The organism is Novosphingobium resinovorum (assembly GCF_036352595.1).
GTDB lineage: Bacteria > Pseudomonadota > Alphaproteobacteria > Sphingomonadales > Sphingomonadaceae > Novosphingobium > Novosphingobium resinovorum_B.
Map to the genome: position 1 here is coordinate 276,786 of NZ_JAZFAX010000002.1, position 14,933 is coordinate 291,718.

Here is a 14,933-nt window from a genome sequence, read left to right on the forward strand (position 1 = left end):
CGCAGCCGCCGCATAGGGGGGCACTCAAAGGCACTCAACGGCACCTGAAGGGTACCAACGGCGCGCAAAGCGCCTCAGTGCTGCGCCCACTCCACGCGGTAGAGGTCGAAGCGGCGGTCCTTGAGATTCTGCACCGCGCCAGACTGGCGCGCGGTCAGCAGCGCGTCCAGGCTGAGATCGGCGATCGCGATCGTCTCGGTATTGGCCGCCGCTTCCGCCGCCACCCCGTCGCGGGAGAACGGGAAGTCGCTCGGCGTCAGGATCGCGCTTTCGGCATAGTGGACGTCCATGTTCTCGACGTTGGGCAGGTTGCCCACCACGCCCGAGGTGACGACGTAGCACTGGTTCTCCACCGCGCGGGCCTGCGCGCAGTAGCGCACGCGCAAGTAGCCGCGCCGCTCGTCGGTGCAGAACGGCACGAACAGCATCAGCGCGCCCTGGTTGACGAGGTGGCGGGCCAGTTCGGGGAACTCGCTGTCGTAGCAGATCATCACCCCGATCGGCCCGCAGTCGGTGGGGATCACGTTGGCGCCGTAACCGCCCTTGATGTTCCACCAGCGCCGTTCGGAAGGGGTGGGGTGCAGCTTCTGCGTCTCGTGCACCGCGCCGTCACGCAGGAAGGTATAGGCGATGTTGCGGATCTCGCTCTTGCCGCCCTTCAGCTTCACGCGGGTGGGGTGCGAGCCGCCGATGATGTTGATGTTGTAGCTGACCGCCATGCGCGCCATGAATTCCACGAAGCGCTCGGTGTACTCGGCGATCTTCTCGATCGCCTCGACCGGCTGCAGCTTGGTTTCCTCGATGGACAGCAGTTCGAGGGTGAACAGTTCGGGGAACACCACGAAGTCGCTTTCGTAATCGGCGGCGACGTCGATCCAGTATTCGACCTGGGCCTCGAACTCGTCGATCGTGGCGATCTTGCGCATCTGGAACTGCACGGTGGCGACGCGCACGCTGGAGGGCACGCGCTCCTTGAGGCCGGGCACCGACTTGCCCGTATCGAGCGGGGCGAGCGGGTTGGTCCAGTACATGAGGACGGCATTGCCGCCGCTCTCGCGGTCGGTGGGGATGTAGTCGGGCAGGATGCCGCGCGGCTCGTAGCCCTCGTTCATCTGGAAGTTGATGACCTGGTCGCGGATCTTCTTGTCACGCACCGCCTGCACGTAGTCGGCCGGATCGGGATAGGCGCGCTTGCGGCGGTAATAGCCGGGCATGCGGCCCGCGAAAGCGATGCCCTTCAGCTCGAAATACTGGCACACCTCGCGGCGCTTGCGATAGAGGCGCTGGCCGATGCGCAGGCGGCGGTAATCGGGATCGACGCAGACCTCGAAGCCATAGAGCACGTCGCCCTCGGGCGCAGGGGGACGGCCATAGCCGCCGTTGCTGATCTCTTCCCAGGTATGCGGCTTGAAGGCGAGGTCGGACGTCACGATCATCGTCGCGCAGTGGCCGACGACCTTGCCTTCGTATTCGGCGACGAACTGGCCTTCGGGGAAATTGATGACCTGGCCGCGGATTTCGGCGCGGGTGAAGGCGTCGGCCTTGCCGTAGACCTTGACGGAGAGGCGGGCGATCGCGGCGGCGTCTGCGACGGTCGCTTCGCGGATGATGAGCTTGGCTTTGGTCTGGTCCATGAGCCGCGTATTACGCATGCGGCGGTCCATGGTTCCAGCACCTTTTTCTGGCGGCGGCGGGATACATCGGGGCGCCGGGCCGTTCTCTCCATGAAAGGAGACTGCCCCCATGAGCGCTACTCTCTTCGCCCTTGCACTGTTCGCCTGCTCGGACGACGGCACTGCCTGCCAGCGCCTCGAAACGCCCGTCCAGACTTACCAGGACCGCACCCAGTGCGACGCCCGCCTCGACGACGCCCTCGCCACCGAGGCCGCGCGCAAGGCCGAGGCGCCCACGGTCTACGCCCAGTGCCTCACCAGCACGCAGATGGCCTCGATCGGCAAGGGCACCGTGGACCTCACGCGGGTCAATGGTGCGCGATTTGCCAGCGCGGGGTTTTGAAAATCCCCGCAAATCCAGCAAACTCTGACCTCACCAATCCCGCTCAGCCTGAGCTTGTCGAAGGCCCCGAGGCAAGACACTGCGTCCGATGCCTCGACACGCTCAGCATGAGCGGTGGCAGGGGAAAAGCTGGAAGCGAGGCGATCTCAACCCCGCCCGCGATAGCCCTGCACGCCCTGGTCGGGCACCCACAGCCCGGCGGGCGGCGCGTCGGACTGCCAGAACACGTCGATCGGAATGCCGCCGCGCGGATACCAGTAGCCGCCGATGCGCAGCCAGCGCGGCTTCATCTCGTCGAACAGGCGCTGGCCGATGCCGACGGTGACGTCCTCGTGGAAGCCCGCATGATTGCGGAAGGAACCGAGGAACAGCTTGAGGCTCTTGGATTCCACGATCGTCTCGCCCGGGGCATAGTCGATCACGAGATGCGCGAAATCGGGCTGGCCGGTGACCGGGCACAGCGAGGTGAACTCCGGCGCGGCGAAGCGCACCAGATAAAGCGAGCCGACGCGCGGGTTGGGCACGTAGTCGAGCACCGCCTGCTCGGGCGAGGCGGGAAGCGCGCTCTGCTGGCCCAGATGCAGCGGCATGGAAGGAATGGAGCTGTCGTTCATGGTCCCGGCCATGCCTCCAATACGCGCCCCGCGCAAGAGCGCGCGCAGGCGGCGGCGCGCAGGGAACGGCTCGTCCGGGAGCGCATCCGGGCTTGCTCTCCCCGCGCGAGGCATTAACGCCTCGTTCACACCGAATTAGGCGAATGCCGGGGGATCATGAGGGGCACGTTTTTCAAACCAGCGCACGCGGCCGCGACGGCGCTTATCCTGGCGGCGCTCGCCGCGCCGATGCCCGTTCCGGTATTGGGGCCGGTATTCGGCACTTCGGCCAGGGCGCAGTCGGTCAACTCGTGGAGCCTGCCCGAACCGAGCGGGACGCCGACCCCGCGCGGACAGGGGCCGGTCGATGCCCAGAACCCGGTCGTGCGGCCCGGCGAGGCGCCTGCCGCTCCGGTGCCGACGATCACCCCGCCCCCGCCTGTCGTCGCCCCCGCCGCCCGGCCGAGCGCTGCGCCCTCCGCCGCAGCGCCGACACCGCACCAGGCAGCGAGCACGCCGCCGCCGCGCCCGGCGGCCACCGCGACGCCCACGCCCGAGGCATCCACCACGCCGCAGGCTCCGGCGCCCGAAGCGCAGCCGAGCCCCGAGGCCGACACCGCGCCCGCCGCCACGCCGACGCCCCAGCCCGCCACGGCGTCCCCGACTGCGCCGACAACTTCGGATGCCGGCGCGGATGCCGGGTGGCCGGCGTGGTGGTGGGCGGCGGCGCTGGTGCTGCTCGCCGCCCTCGGCCTGCTGGCGGTGCTGCGCCGCCGGTCCCGTGCCGCCGCCGAATGGGAAGAGCCGGTCCCCATCGAGCCCGAAGCGGCCGAACCGGAAGTAGCCGCGCCCCCGCCTGCTCCCGCCCCGCCACCGCCTCCTGCGCCCGCGCTCCCGGCCGCGACGGCGGACGCGCCGGTGCTGGAATTCGAACCGCTGGGCCTGCGCCTGTCGCTGGTCTACGCGACGCTGCAGTACCGCGTCACCGTGCGGGCCGGAGCCGACCTCGCCGCCGACTTCCCCGCCGGGCACCTGCTGGGCGACATGATCGGCGCCCACGGCTCGATTCCTCCCGAGGAGCAACTGGCGCCGCCCGCCGACCTGCTCGCCACGCTCAAGCCGCTGCCCGCGCTGGCACCGGGAGAGAGCGTGGCGGTGACGGGCGAGATCCTGCTGCCGCTCGGCGCGATCCGGCCGGTGCGGCAGGGCGACGCCTCGCTGTTCGTGCCGCTGGTGCGGCTGTGCCTGGTGGCGGGCGACACGGCGCTGCGGCGGGTCTACACCGTTGGGCTCACGGGCGGCGACGCGCTCACCCCGCTGCGCCTCGACACCGGCCCGCGCGATCACCGCGACCTCGCCGCGCGCGAGGTGGAGGCCGCGCGCGCCTATGCCGTGGACCTCTCCCCGCTGCGCCGCGCGGTGTGACGGCGCCGCGTCCGCACGGTAAACGCTTCCCCCGCCCGCGAAAAATGTCCTAGTGTCGCCGCCTGAACAGCGGAGATGACATTGGATAACAGCAAGCGCCCGGACGACCTTGAGGCAGCGACCCGGATCGTCGGTGCCGGGCGGCGCCCCGAATGGACCGGGCCGGTGGTCAATCCGCCCGTCTGGCGCGCCAGCACGCATCTCTACGCCGATACCACCGCGCTGGCTCAGGGGCCGCGCACCAACGAGGACGGCCGCTTCTTCTACGGCCGCCGGGGCGCGCCGACGCAATGGGCGCTCGCCGACGCGCTCACCGCGCTGGAACCGGGCGCGGCGGGGACGATGCTCTACCCCTCCGGCGTTTCCGCGATCGCCGGGGTCATGCTGACGCTGCTGCGGCCGGGCGACGTCGTGCTCATCAGCGACAACGCCTATGACCCGACCCGGTCGATGGGCAAGGGCCTGCTGACCGACCTCGGGATCGAGCCGCGCTTCTTCGACCCGCTCGACCTCGACGGCTATGCCGACGCCTTCTGCGAGCGCACCCGCGCGGTGCTGCTGGAGGCGCCGGGCAGCCTGTCGATGGAGATGTGCGACCTGCCCGCCCTCGCCCGTATCGCGCGCGAGAAGGGCGCCGTCTCGGTGCTCGACAACACCTGGGCGAGCCCGCTGGGCTTCGCCGCGCTGGAGCACGGGATCGACATCACGCTGATGGCGCTGACCAAGCATGTCGGCGGCCATTCGGACCTGATGATGGGCAGCGCCAGCGCGGGCGCGGCGCTTTACGAGAAACTGCGCGCGCGGGCGCAGCAGCTGGGCAACGTGGTCTCGCCCGACGACGCCGCGCTGGCACTGCGCGGCCTGCGCACCCTGCACTTGCGGCTGGCGCACGAGACGCAGAGCGCGCTGGCGGTGGCGCAGTGGCTGGCCGGCCGGCCGGAAGTGGCGCAAGTGCTCTGCCCGATGCTGCCGGGCGCGCCCGGCCACGATCTGTGGCGGCGCGACTTCACCGGTGGCTGCGGCCTGTTCAGCTTCGTGTTCCGGGGCGGTGACGCCGCCGCGCGCAACCGCTTCATCGATGCGCTGGGCCTGTTCGGCATCGGCTATTCCTGGGGCGGGTTCGAAAGCCTCGCCATCCCGATCGAGCCGACCGCCTACCGCAGCCGCATGGCCTGGCCGCCGGCACCTGCCGACGCCGCCGACCGCCACGGCGTGCGCCTTGCCATCGGGCTGGAGGCGTCCGCCGACCTCATCGCCGACATCGAGCAGGCACTGGCCGCGTGGCGAACCCCCTGACCGCCGCCGTCACGACGCCGGGCCCCACCGCGACGGCGACCGCCATGGCGACCGGCCATGCCGAGCCGATGGCGGGCGCCGAAGGCATCCGCAAGGTCGTCTCGGCCCGCAGCGACGCCGTGGGCGGCGTGATCGACACGCTCGACGGGCTGGCGGTCCAGGTCGGGGCGACGCGATTCTCGGTGTGGGACTTCGTGGTCGTCGTCGGGGTTCTGGCGCTGGTCATCTCGATCGCCTGGGGCGCCAGCCGCCTGTCGAGCCGCCTGCTGGCGCGCGCCACCCGGCTCGATCTGACGCAGCGGCTGCTGATCGAGAAGATGGCCGCGATCCTGATCTGGACGGTGGCGATCCTCGTCGGGCTGGACGTGCTGGGGCTGGACCTGACCGCGCTGACGGTGTTCTCGGGGGCGTTCGGGCTGGCGATCGGCTTCGGCCTGCAGAAGACCTTCGGCAACCTGATCGCCGGGATCATCCTGCTGATGGACAAGTCGATCAAGCCGGGCGACGTCATCGCCATCACCGACCAGGGCGGCAAGTATACCTTCGGCCAGATCCGCCGCATCGGCATCCGCGCCGTCTCGCTCACCACGCGCGACCAGAAGGAATACCTGATCCCCAACGAGAACCTGATGATCAATCAGGTGGAGAACTGGTCATACTCGTCGAAGAACGTGCGTATCCAGGTTCCCGTGGTGGTGCCTTACACATCCGACATCGCGCTTGCCGAGACGCTGATGCTGGAGGCAGCGGGATCGGTGAAGCGGGTGCTGAAGGCCCCGCCGCCGACCGTCTGGCTGGATAGCTTCGCCGAGAACGGTGTCGCTTTCGTGATCCACGTCTGGATCACCGACCCCGAGGAAGGCACCGGAAACGTGCGTTCCGACGTCCTGAAGGGGTTGTGGAGGCTCATGCGGGACAACGGCATCAAGGTGCCCTTCCCCCAGCGCGACCTCAACCTGCGCGACACCGAGACGATGCGCGAAGTTATCGCGGCGCTGCGCGGGCGCAGGGACGATCCGGACGCCGATTGACCGGTAGCGGCGACGGCGCCTGCACTTGCCGCCCGGTGGCCGGACGGATGCCCTTGCGGGCGGACGGCGGGCCATCTTTTGCCGGGTCGATCCATGCCCGGTCGATCCGAAAATGTGCACGACTGACCATATTCCATTGTTTATTAAGGGTAATTCCCCTCTTCCATTCGCCGGGCCCGTCCCCATATCGCGCTCATGGCCCAGCATGAAACCACAATGCATCGCAGGGCGATGATGATGGCTGGCGCGGCCATGGTGGTCGGCGCCTGCTCGCGTTCTTCTTCGCCCCTGAAATCCACCGCGGCGGGCGCGATGCCCGGCGCGCCGGCAGCAACGGCGCCCAGCATACCCGCAGCCGTGCGCGGCGACCGTCCGCCAAGGGCGTTCTCGACGGTCGATCCCGGCCTCTTGCGCAAGGCCCTCGCGTCGCTCGACCGGCATTCCGCCCGGATCAAGGCGCGCGACCGGATCGCCATCGTCGATTTTTCGGCGTCCTCCTCCGATATGCGGATGCACTTCCTCGACGTCGTCGATGGCAAGGCCTCTCGGCTGCTGGTGGCACATGGGTCCGGCTCCGACCCGCACCATACCGGATTCGTAGAGCGGTTCTCCAACGCATTCGGCTCCAACGCGTCGAGCGAAGGAGCCTTCCTGACCGAGGACTATTACGTGGGCAAGCACGGGCGCTCGCAGCGGCTGATCGGCCTCGACGCCACCAACAGCAACGCGCTGGATCGCGCGGTCGTGATCCATAGCGCATGGTACGCCAATGAGGACATGATCCGCGCCCATGGCAAGCTCGGCCGCAGCCAGGGCTGTTTCGCCGTGGGCGAGAACAAGCTCGACGATGTGTTCTCCTTCCTCGGCAAGGGCCGGATGATCTTCGCCGCCCGGGCTTGAGAGGCCATTCGCGGGAAGTCCGGACACGCGGAACTCACTCGGGCTGACGTTCCCGCATTTCCCGTCCTACCGGATAGGCGCGACTGAACGCATCGCGATGGGGCAGCCGCGCGGCCAGCCATGTCATCCGGGCGTCGGCGTCCCCGGCGAATTCCGGATCGGCCGCCAGCTTGCGATCGAAATCCGCGCGCACCTTGGCGTCCGAGGCCAGCAGCGCGTCGAGGATCGGCGCCATCACGAAATCCTCGGTCCCCGCCGGTGCGGACAGCACTTCGGGAAACAGGCCCCAGGCGAGGAAGCTGTCCTGGCTTTCCGGCTCCAGCAGCGCCGCCGCCAACAGGCCGAGCGGCTGGTCGGCGGGAACGCGTATCGTACCCGCCGGGATGGTCGCCTCGCCCGCCTCGTGCGTGAAGCGCGCCTGCACCGGAATGCGCCCGTCGCGAGCGGGGGCCAGCTTCACGTCATGAAGGTACACCGTGTCGATCGGCAGCGTCCGATCCTCGGCAAGCGGCTCGAAAGCGATACCGTGGAGCCGCAACTTTTCGATCGCTTCGGTCTGGGCCGCCGGGATCAGCCAGGCCTGGGGCAGGCGAACCGATTCCACCGCGTCCTGGCCGATGATCGGCATCCGGAACGTGATCCGCCTGCCGGTGAAACGTTGCTCCAGCCGGCCGGTCGCCGGCGAGGCATACGTCTCGAAGGCGACACCCTTGAACTTGTCCACCCAGCCGATCGGCTGCTGCGCGGGTGCCCACCGCGTGAGCAGGCGCACCGGGCGATCGGCGCGGTCGATCGCCTTGGCCTCGGCGATACGGCCGGCGTCCTGCGCCGCCAGCTTCAGGGCAGCCTCCAGCAGCACGTAAGTGCCCAGCACGCGCTGGCGATAGGGCTTGAGCATGTGGTTCTCGACCAGCACCGTCGGCACGCCGATGAAGTCGCCGTAGCCGGTCGAGTAGCGCGGGCCTTCGGGGCTGTAGCGGATGCCCTTGCCCGGATCGCGCGTGTCGATCGGGCTGGGGTAGATGGCCGGCTCGTGCCCGGCGCGGGTCAGTGCGGCCTTTACGCCGGGGCCGAAGCGCTGCTCCAGCCAGAGCGCGGTGGCGCGGTGGCGCGCATATTTGCCCCACCCGGCATATGTGTACGTCACGTCGTACTGCATGTCGAAGCCGCCGCTGACGTGGCAGTCGATATAGAGCACAGGGTCCAGCCGCCGCAGCAGCGCCACCATGGCGCGCACTTCGGGCGTGTCGAGCTTGGCGTAGTCGCGATTGAGGTTGATGCCGCGCGCGTTGCCCTCGGTGCCCTTGGCCTCGGGGCCGCGCACATGGAGGAAGTTCCACGGGCTCGCCCGTTCGTGCCCGTCGATGTTGAGGATCGGCACGAAGACCAGGTCGACCTTGTCGAGCAGGCCCTGCTTGCCGCGCATCGCGATGTCGCGCAGCAGCATGAGGCCCGCGTCCTTGCCGTCGATCTCGCCCGCGTGGATGCCTGCCTGCACGAGCACGACGGGCTTGCCGGAACCGCCCTTGCCGGTTCCGGAATTACTGGCACGCACCATCAGCAGGTCGCGGCCTTCGCCGGTCTTGCCGAAGCTCTCCACACGGATCAGCGGCGAGGCCCGGGCCAGCTTGTCGAGCCAGCCGCGCACCTCGTCGTAGCGCGGCGTGGTGCGGAAACCGGCGGCCTCGGCGGGGGTGATCCACGGATCGTCCGCCGGGACGACCAGCTTCCCGCTCGCCCCCGACCACGCAAGCGCGGGCGGCAGCACGGCGGGCGGTGACGGCTCTGCCGCAGCAGCGTTGGTTGCGGCAGCGGCGAGAGAGGCGGCGAGAACGGCGAACTTCAACATCGATCCGTCCAGCCCTTCAGAACCGGGCGCGCAGGCCGACGGTGCCGCTGCGCGGCGTGCCGGGCTGCACCCACAAGGGCGAATAGCTGTTGGCGTACCAGTGTTCGTCGAACAGATTGGTCACCGAGCCGAACAGTTCGAGCTGCTCCAGCACCTCCACCTTGCCGAACAGGCGGAACAGCGTGTGCGAGGGCAGCATGAAGCCGGTGCCCGTCTCTCCCGATCGCTTGCCGACATGCTGCATCCCCGCGCCGATCTGCGCCTTGCGCCGGCCGATCGCGAAAGCCCTGGAGAGCTGCAGGTTGAGGTTGTGCCTGGGAATATTGATGAGCGGATCGCCGGGGCTGATCTGAAGCTGGTAGTTCGGATCCTTCATGCTCGAACGCGCCTCGGCATCCACGTAGGCATAGCTGAGCAGCACGTCGATGCCGCCCGGCAGGCGGCCGTTCAGGTCGAACTCGACGCCCCGGCTGCGCGCCTTGCCGATGGCCAGCGAATAGCCGGGAGAATTGGGGTCGGTGGCCAGCACGTTGGCCTTGGTCAACTGGAACGCCGCCAGCGTCCCGTTGAGCGCGCCGCCCAGCAGGGTGAGCTTCAGCCCCGCCTCGATCGATTCGCTGGTCTCGGGATCGAAGATCACGCCGTTCACGTCGGTGCCGACATTGGCGCGGAAGCCCTGTCCATAGGCGGCATAGACCGTCAGCGGATCGCTCAGCCTGTAGACCATGCCCGCCTGCGGGCTGAAGCGGCTGTGCTTGCGGCGGCTGTTGACGCCGCTCAGGCGATTGTCGGTCTCCAGCGTCACCCGGTCGTAGCGCCCCCCGATGCGGACCTGCAGCCGCTCGGTGACCGCGACCTGGTCCTGCACATAGGCGCCCGTCGCGCGCTGGCGGTCGGTGCGATCGGTGATGACGGAGGTGGTCGGCAGCGGAAAGCGGCCATAGACCGGATCGAGGATGTCGATGACGTTGCCCTGCTGCTCGGTCGGGTTGGAGGCCAGCGTCGGCGGGCGATAGCGGGTGAAGTAGTTCACGTAAGTGAACTCGTCATGGTCGGCGCCGATCAGCACGCGGTGGCGCAGCGCACCGGTTTCGAATTCGCCCGCGAGTTCGGCGCGGACGACCTTGTGCTCCGCATCGTACCGGCGCGAGCGGCGCTGGCGCGAAAGCGAGCGGCCATCGCCGTAAAGCGCCTGGCGCGAGGCGACCGTCTCGGCGTCCGATGAGGAACCGGTAAGCAGCGTGTCGCGGATGCTGCCGCCGACCAGCAGGCTCCAGCGATCGCTGAATTCATGCTGCAGGCGAAGCTGGTGCCCCTGCGCGCGCGCCACGGTATCGCCGTCCCCCGGCTCGCCCAGGAAGCGCGAACGCGGCACGGTGCCGAAATCGCCGTCCAGCACCACGATCCCGCGATCGAACGGCACTTCCACGCGGGTCTTCTCGAAGTCGTACGTCAGCCGGGTATCGGGGCCGATCGCCAGCCCGATCGAGGGCAGGAAGCCCCAGCGCATCTGGTGGACGTGATCGCGGAAAGTGTCGCCATCCTCGGCATAGCCGATCAGGCGCGCGGTGAGGCCGCCGGTCAGCGCGACGTTGACGTCCGCCTCGCCGCGCACCCGGCCCCAGCTGCCGTACTGGATCGCGGCGCTGCCGAACGTGCGGCCGATTTCGGCCTGTTTGGTCACCAGGTTGATCGTGCCGCCCGGCTCGCCGCGCCCGACCAGCGCCGCGGCGGGGCCCTTGAGCACCTCGACCCGCTCGATCCCCGCCGCATCGCGCTGCCCGCCGAAACCGCGCCCACCGTTGAACCCATTGACGAGGTAGCCGCTCGGCATGTTCTCATCCCCCGCGAAACCGCGGATCGCGAAGGAATCCCATAGGCCGCCCAGCGTGTTCTGCCGCACGACCGAGGCATTGAGGTCGAGCGCGTCGGTCAGGCGCTGGATGCCGTTCTGCTCCAGCGTCTCCGCGTCGATCTCGGCGATCGACTGCGGGATTTCCGAAACCGCGAAGTTGCCGCGATAAGCCTGGCGCACGCCGGTCACCGTGATCACTTCGCTGCGCTCCTCGCCCTCGAACCCGGCCTCTTCGGCTCCGGCTTCGCCGCAGGGCGCCAGCGCCATGGCGAACGGCAGAGTTCCGGCCAGCAGCCGGCGGTCCTTGGCAAAACGAAGCATGCGATCCCCACGATGAACAGGCCGCGAGAGCGACGTGCCCCCTCGATCGGGTCGGGCTTCTGTCAGGCCGTAGACGGGTCGTCAATGATATGTTGCATCATAACCTTCATTAAGGCAGGAAGCCGTGAAATCCGCAGAAATCCCACGTTTTCAGCAATGATCGGGAAACATTATGACCGAAACCCCGCCGCCGATTATGACCGAGAAGCTTGCCGTGACTTACGGCGACCACCGCGTTCTGGATGGACTTTCCCTGTCCGTGCCGGCGGGAAGCGTGACGGCCCTGCTCGGTGGCAATGGCGCAGGCAAGTCGACCACGCTGTCGGCGCTGCTCGGCTTCGTGAAGGCGCGTTCGGGCCGTGTCTCGGTCTGCGATATCGATCCCGGCACCACGCCCGACGAAGCCCGGCGCCGCATCGCCTATCTCCCCGAGAACGTCGCGCTGTACGAGCACCTGACCGCCGTGGAGAACGCGCAGTACCTGCTGGCGCTTTCCGGCGGAAACCAGGACCGCACGGCCATCGCCGGGGCTTTCGCCGCCGCCGGACTGCAGGAGCGCGGCTGGGACCAGCGCCTCGGTGCCTTTTCGAAGGGCATGCGCCAGAAGGTGGCCATCGCCGTCGCCCTGCTGCGCGAAGTGCCGGTGCTGCTGCTCGACGAGCCCACCTCCGGCCTCGACCCGCGCGCCACGGCTGACTTCAACGCGCTCGTCCTTGCGGTGCGCGCACGCGGCACGGCGGTGCTGATGGTGACGCACGACCTGCTCGGCGCCGCCGATATCTCCGACCGCATCTGCTTCCTCGAATCCGGACGCATCGTCGAGGACGTGGCCGCGCAAGGCCCCGGGCGTTTCGATGTGCGCGCGCTGCACGCCCGCTTCGCGGTCGCCGCGCAAGGGCTGGCGGCATGAACGCGGCGGCTCTGGTCGCCCGCGACGAATTGCGGCTGATGCGCCGCAACCGCGTGGCCGTGATCGCCTGCGCCCTGCTGGTGCTGCTCACGCTGGTGGCGGTGGCGAGTTCCTGGGCGCACCAGCGTGGGATCGAGGACTTGCGCGCCCGCCACCAGCATGCGGCCGAACAGGCCTTCGATGCGCAGCCCGATCGGCATCCGCACCGCATGGTCCACTACGGCACCTTCATCTTTCGCCCGCTGAGCGCGCTTGCCGCCTTCGATCCGGGCGTCGATGCCTTCACCGGCAATTCGATGTTCCTCGAAGGCCACCGGCAGAACACCGCGAACTTCGGCGACGTCAACCAGAGCACGCTGCTGGTGCGCTTCGGCCAGTTGACCCCGGCCTTCGTGCTGCAGACCGTGGCGCCGCTCCTGCTGATCTTCCTCGGCTACGGCGCCATCGCGCGTGAGACCGAACGCGGCACCTTGCGCGTGCTGATGATGCAGGGCGCCGCGCGCGGGGCGATCGTGCGCGGCAAGCTGCGCGCGCTTGGCACGGTCGCCCTGCTGGTGGCGCTGCCTGCATTCCTGGGCCTTGCGGTGCTGGCGGCGACATCCGGCGCCGCGATCCTGCCGACGGCGGCGATCGTGCTGGGCTATGGCGCATGGCTGCTGCTGTGGGTCACCGTCATCGTACTGGTTTCCGCGCTGGCGGGCCGCAGCCGCGACGCACTGCTCGCGCTTGTCGCGATCTGGGCGGTGAGCGTGGTGCTGCTGCCGCGCGTCGCGCCCGACGTTGCCAGCGCGGCGGTGCCGCTGCAGAACCGCCTCCAGACCGAGGTGGCGATCGCCCGCGACTTGCGCAGGCTGGGCGATGCCCACAACCCCGATGATCCGCACTTCGCCGCGTTCAAGCGATCGGTCCTGCGGCGCCACGGCGTGGCGCGGGTGGAAGACCTGCCGGTCAACTACAAGGGCCTGCTGGCGATGGAGGGCGAGCGGATCACCTCCGCCCTGTTCGACCGCTACAGCGGCGAGAGCCATGCCGCGCAGCAGAGGCAGAACGCCATGATCCGCGCGGTGGGCGTGGTCAGCCCGGCGATCGCGCTGCGCTCGCTGTCGATGGCGGCGGCGGGGACCGATTTCGCGGCCCATCGCGGCTTTCTCGAACAGGCCGAGGCCTATCGCTATGATCTGGTCCAGCGCCTCAACCGGCTGCAGGCGGACGGCGTCACTTACGCCGATGACACCGCCAGCGATGCGGGCGCCGACCGCCGCAAGCGCATCGGCGCCGGAAACTGGGGTGACATGCCCGACTTCACGTATCACGCGCCCGGCGGTGCGGCGCTCGCGGCGCGGGCGCTGCCCGGACTTGTCGTGATCCTGGGCTGGCTTGGGCTTGCCGGAGCCCTGCTCGCCTTCGCCACCCGCCGCATGGGAGCGCGCCAATGACCTTGTGGATGCATGAAGCCCGCCTGCTGCTGCGCCAGCGCCTTGCCGTCATCGCGCTCGCCCTGCTCGCAGTGCTGACCGTGGCCGCGCTGGCCGCCGGAATGGCCGAGACATCTCGCCAGCGCGCCGCCATCGCCGCCATTCCCGCCGCGCAGGCCGAGGACATCGGCGCCATCGCCGCCTGGGTCGACAAGCAGAAGGATGCCGGGAGCGCCGCCTACTACAGCTTCCACCCGACCTGGGACGCGCCTGCCCCGCTGGCCTTCGCAGCGCTGGGGATGCGCGACGTGGCGCCCTACATTCTTCGCGTGCGGGCGCTGGGGCTTGAAGCGCAGATATACGACGGCGACACCTTCAACCCCGAACTGGCCCTGCCCGGCCGCTTCGACTTCGCCTTCGTGCTGGTGTTCCTGGCCCCGCTCTTCGTCATCGCCTTGTGCCATGACCTGATTTCGGCCGAGCGCGAAGCCGGGCGATGGCGTACCCTGGCGGCGCTGCCGCACGGCGGCGCGGCCTTGTGGCGCCGCCGCGCATGGCTTCGCCTCGCGCTGCTCTGGTCCGTGCTCGGCGTACCCTTCGCCTTTACCGCCGCGATCTCGGGCGTGGAAGCGACGGCAATCCTCGCGATCCTGCTGCTGATCCTCGCCTACCTGCTGTTCTGGGCCGGCCTTTGTGCTCTGGTCGGGCGCCTTCGCTGGAGCAGCGTCGCCAATGCCGCCAGCCTGGCCGCGCTCTGGCTGGTGCTCGTCCTCGTCCTGCCGACGCTCGGCCACGTCGCGATCGACCGTGCGGTCCCGCTGGAACAGGGCGCCGAGATCGCCCTCGCCCAGCGCGAGGCCGTCAACCACGCGTGGGACATCCCGCGCGAGGAGACGATGCGCCGGTTCTACGCCAGCCACCCGCAGTGGGCCGATTCCGCGCCTTTGGGCACGGCGTTCCACTACAAGTGGTACTTCGCCTTCCACCAGGTCGGCGACGAGAGCGTGTCCGCCAAGGTTCACGCCTATCGCCAGGGCCTCGAAACCCGCGACCGGGCCGCGCGCGGCCTCGGCTGGATACTGCCTTCGGTCGGCGTGCAGGCGCTGCTGACCCGGATGGCGCGGACCGACCTCGCCGCCCAGATCGCCTATCGCGACCATATCCGCGACTATCACCGCCGCCTGCGCGCGTTCTATTATGGCTACCTGTTCCGCGACCGCCCGTTCGGCAAGGCGGATTTCGAACGCGCTCCGCGTTTCGATTCGAAGACCTGAAAACAATCGCCCGCTCGCGCGTCTATGGGGGCCCGTCCATCGTGCGAG

At 69.1% G+C, this 14,933-nt stretch carries 12 protein-coding genes; 8 read left to right on the plus strand and 4 right to left on the minus strand.

The annotated features are described in order from the left end of the window. Nucleotides 1-74 precede the first annotated feature (74 nt). On the minus strand, nucleotides 75-1,634 hold the full coding sequence (locus V2S85_RS04085) for a carbon-nitrogen hydrolase family protein (protein WP_069709413.1): 1,560 nt from the start codon (nucleotides 1,632-1,634) through the stop codon (nucleotides 75-77). 109 nt (nucleotides 1,635-1,743) lie between these two features. Between V2S85_RS04085 and V2S85_RS04090 the strand changes: the two genes are divergently transcribed. Further along, nucleotides 1,744-2,016, plus strand: a complete 273-nt coding sequence (locus tag V2S85_RS04090) for a hypothetical protein (RefSeq protein WP_330701596.1) — start codon at nucleotides 1,744-1,746, stop codon at nucleotides 2,014-2,016. Nucleotides 2,017-2,162: 146 nt separating this feature from the next. Here V2S85_RS04090 and queF read toward each other — a convergent pair whose 3' ends face one another. Next, nucleotides 2,163-2,630, minus strand: coding sequence for a preQ(1) synthase (queF, locus tag V2S85_RS04095; RefSeq protein WP_330701597.1), 468 nt, complete (start codon nucleotides 2,628-2,630; stop codon nucleotides 2,163-2,165). Nucleotides 2,631-2,786: 156 nt separating this feature from the next. Between queF and V2S85_RS04100 the strand changes: the two genes are divergently transcribed. The 4 genes from V2S85_RS04100 to V2S85_RS04115 all read left to right on the plus strand — a co-directional run bounded on the left by V2S85_RS04100 (nucleotide 2,787) and on the right by V2S85_RS04115 (nucleotide 7,261). Next, nucleotides 2,787-4,034 carry a hypothetical protein gene (locus V2S85_RS04100; RefSeq protein ID WP_330701598.1) on the plus strand — a complete coding sequence of 416 codons (1,248 nt, stop codon included), beginning with the start codon at nucleotides 2,787-2,789 and terminating at the stop codon, nucleotides 4,032-4,034. Between the two features lie 75 nt (nucleotides 4,035-4,109). Then, on the plus strand, nucleotides 4,110-5,330 hold the full coding sequence (gene metC / locus V2S85_RS04105) for a cystathionine beta-lyase (RefSeq protein ID WP_330701599.1): 1,221 nt from the start codon (nucleotides 4,110-4,112) through the stop codon (nucleotides 5,328-5,330). Next, complete coding sequence (locus V2S85_RS04110) at nucleotides 5,315-6,361, plus strand: mechanosensitive ion channel family protein (RefSeq protein ID WP_419198160.1); 1,047 nt, start codon at nucleotides 5,315-5,317, stop codon at nucleotides 6,359-6,361. The genes metC and V2S85_RS04110 overlap by 16 nt, the downstream gene beginning before the upstream one ends. Before the next feature lie 231 nt (nucleotides 6,362-6,592). Further along, complete coding sequence (locus V2S85_RS04115) at nucleotides 6,593-7,261, plus strand: murein L,D-transpeptidase catalytic domain family protein (RefSeq protein ID WP_330701637.1); 669 nt, start codon at nucleotides 6,593-6,595, stop codon at nucleotides 7,259-7,261. A 34-nt stretch (nucleotides 7,262-7,295) separates the two neighbouring features. Here V2S85_RS04115 and V2S85_RS04120 read toward each other — a convergent pair whose 3' ends face one another. Continuing rightward, the gene (locus V2S85_RS04120; RefSeq protein ID WP_330701600.1) at nucleotides 7,296-9,110 is read right to left on the minus strand and encodes a M14 family metallopeptidase; all 1,815 of its coding nucleotides are present in this window, start codon (nucleotides 9,108-9,110) and stop codon (nucleotides 7,296-7,298) included. A gap of 16 nt (nucleotides 9,111-9,126) precedes the next feature. Beyond that, nucleotides 9,127-11,286, minus strand: coding sequence for a TonB-dependent siderophore receptor (locus tag V2S85_RS04125; RefSeq protein ID WP_330701601.1), 2,160 nt, complete (start codon nucleotides 11,284-11,286; stop codon nucleotides 9,127-9,129). A gap of 172 nt (nucleotides 11,287-11,458) precedes the next feature. On the opposite strand from V2S85_RS04125, the gene V2S85_RS04130 reads away from it, so the two are divergent. Genes V2S85_RS04130 through V2S85_RS04140 form a run of 3 tightly spaced genes read left to right on the plus strand, consistent with a single transcriptional unit; the run spans nucleotide 11,459 to nucleotide 14,885 of the window. Continuing rightward, nucleotides 11,459-12,196, plus strand: a complete 738-nt coding sequence (locus V2S85_RS04130) for an ATP-binding cassette domain-containing protein (RefSeq protein ID WP_330701602.1) — start codon at nucleotides 11,459-11,461, stop codon at nucleotides 12,194-12,196. Further along, the gene (locus tag V2S85_RS04135) at nucleotides 12,193-13,632 is read left to right on the plus strand and encodes an ABC transporter permease (protein ID WP_330701603.1); all 1,440 of its coding nucleotides are present in this window, start codon (nucleotides 12,193-12,195) and stop codon (nucleotides 13,630-13,632) included. The genes V2S85_RS04130 and V2S85_RS04135 overlap by 4 nt, the downstream gene beginning before the upstream one ends. After that, nucleotides 13,629-14,885, plus strand: coding sequence for a DUF3526 domain-containing protein (locus tag V2S85_RS04140; RefSeq protein WP_330701604.1), 1,257 nt, complete (start codon nucleotides 13,629-13,631; stop codon nucleotides 14,883-14,885). Before V2S85_RS04135 ends, V2S85_RS04140 begins: the two co-directional genes overlap by 4 nt. Nucleotides 14,886-14,933: the final 48 nt, after the last annotated feature.

What these genes read in the sequence shown, in the direction of transcription:
- V2S85_RS04085 (WP_069709413.1), bottom strand. Translation starts at nt 1,634, where the DNA reads ATGGACCAGACCAAAGCCAAGCTCATCATCCGCGAAGCGACCGTCGCA.
- V2S85_RS04090 (WP_330701596.1), top strand. Translation starts at nt 1,744, where the DNA reads ATGAGCGCTACTCTCTTCGCCCTTGCACTGTTCGCCTGCTCGGACGAC.
- queF (WP_330701597.1), bottom strand. Translation starts at nt 2,630, where the DNA reads ATGAACGACAGCTCCATTCCTTCCATGCCGCTGCATCTGGGCCAGCAG.
- V2S85_RS04100 (WP_330701598.1), top strand. Translation starts at nt 2,787, where the DNA reads ATGAGGGGCACGTTTTTCAAACCAGCGCACGCGGCCGCGACGGCGCTT.
- metC (WP_330701599.1), top strand. Translation starts at nt 4,110, where the DNA reads ATGACATTGGATAACAGCAAGCGCCCGGACGACCTTGAGGCAGCGACC.
- V2S85_RS04115 (WP_330701637.1), top strand. Translation starts at nt 6,593, where the DNA reads ATGATGATGGCTGGCGCGGCCATGGTGGTCGGCGCCTGCTCGCGTTCT.
- V2S85_RS04120 (WP_330701600.1), bottom strand. Translation starts at nt 9,110, where the DNA reads ATGTTGAAGTTCGCCGTTCTCGCCGCCTCTCTCGCCGCTGCCGCAACC.
- V2S85_RS04125 (WP_330701601.1), bottom strand. Translation starts at nt 11,286, where the DNA reads ATGCTTCGTTTTGCCAAGGACCGCCGGCTGCTGGCCGGAACTCTGCCG.
- V2S85_RS04130 (WP_330701602.1), top strand. Translation starts at nt 11,459, where the DNA reads ATGACCGAAACCCCGCCGCCGATTATGACCGAGAAGCTTGCCGTGACT.
- V2S85_RS04135 (WP_330701603.1), top strand. Translation starts at nt 12,193, where the DNA reads ATGAACGCGGCGGCTCTGGTCGCCCGCGACGAATTGCGGCTGATGCGC.
- V2S85_RS04140 (WP_330701604.1), top strand. Translation starts at nt 13,629, where the DNA reads ATGACCTTGTGGATGCATGAAGCCCGCCTGCTGCTGCGCCAGCGCCTT.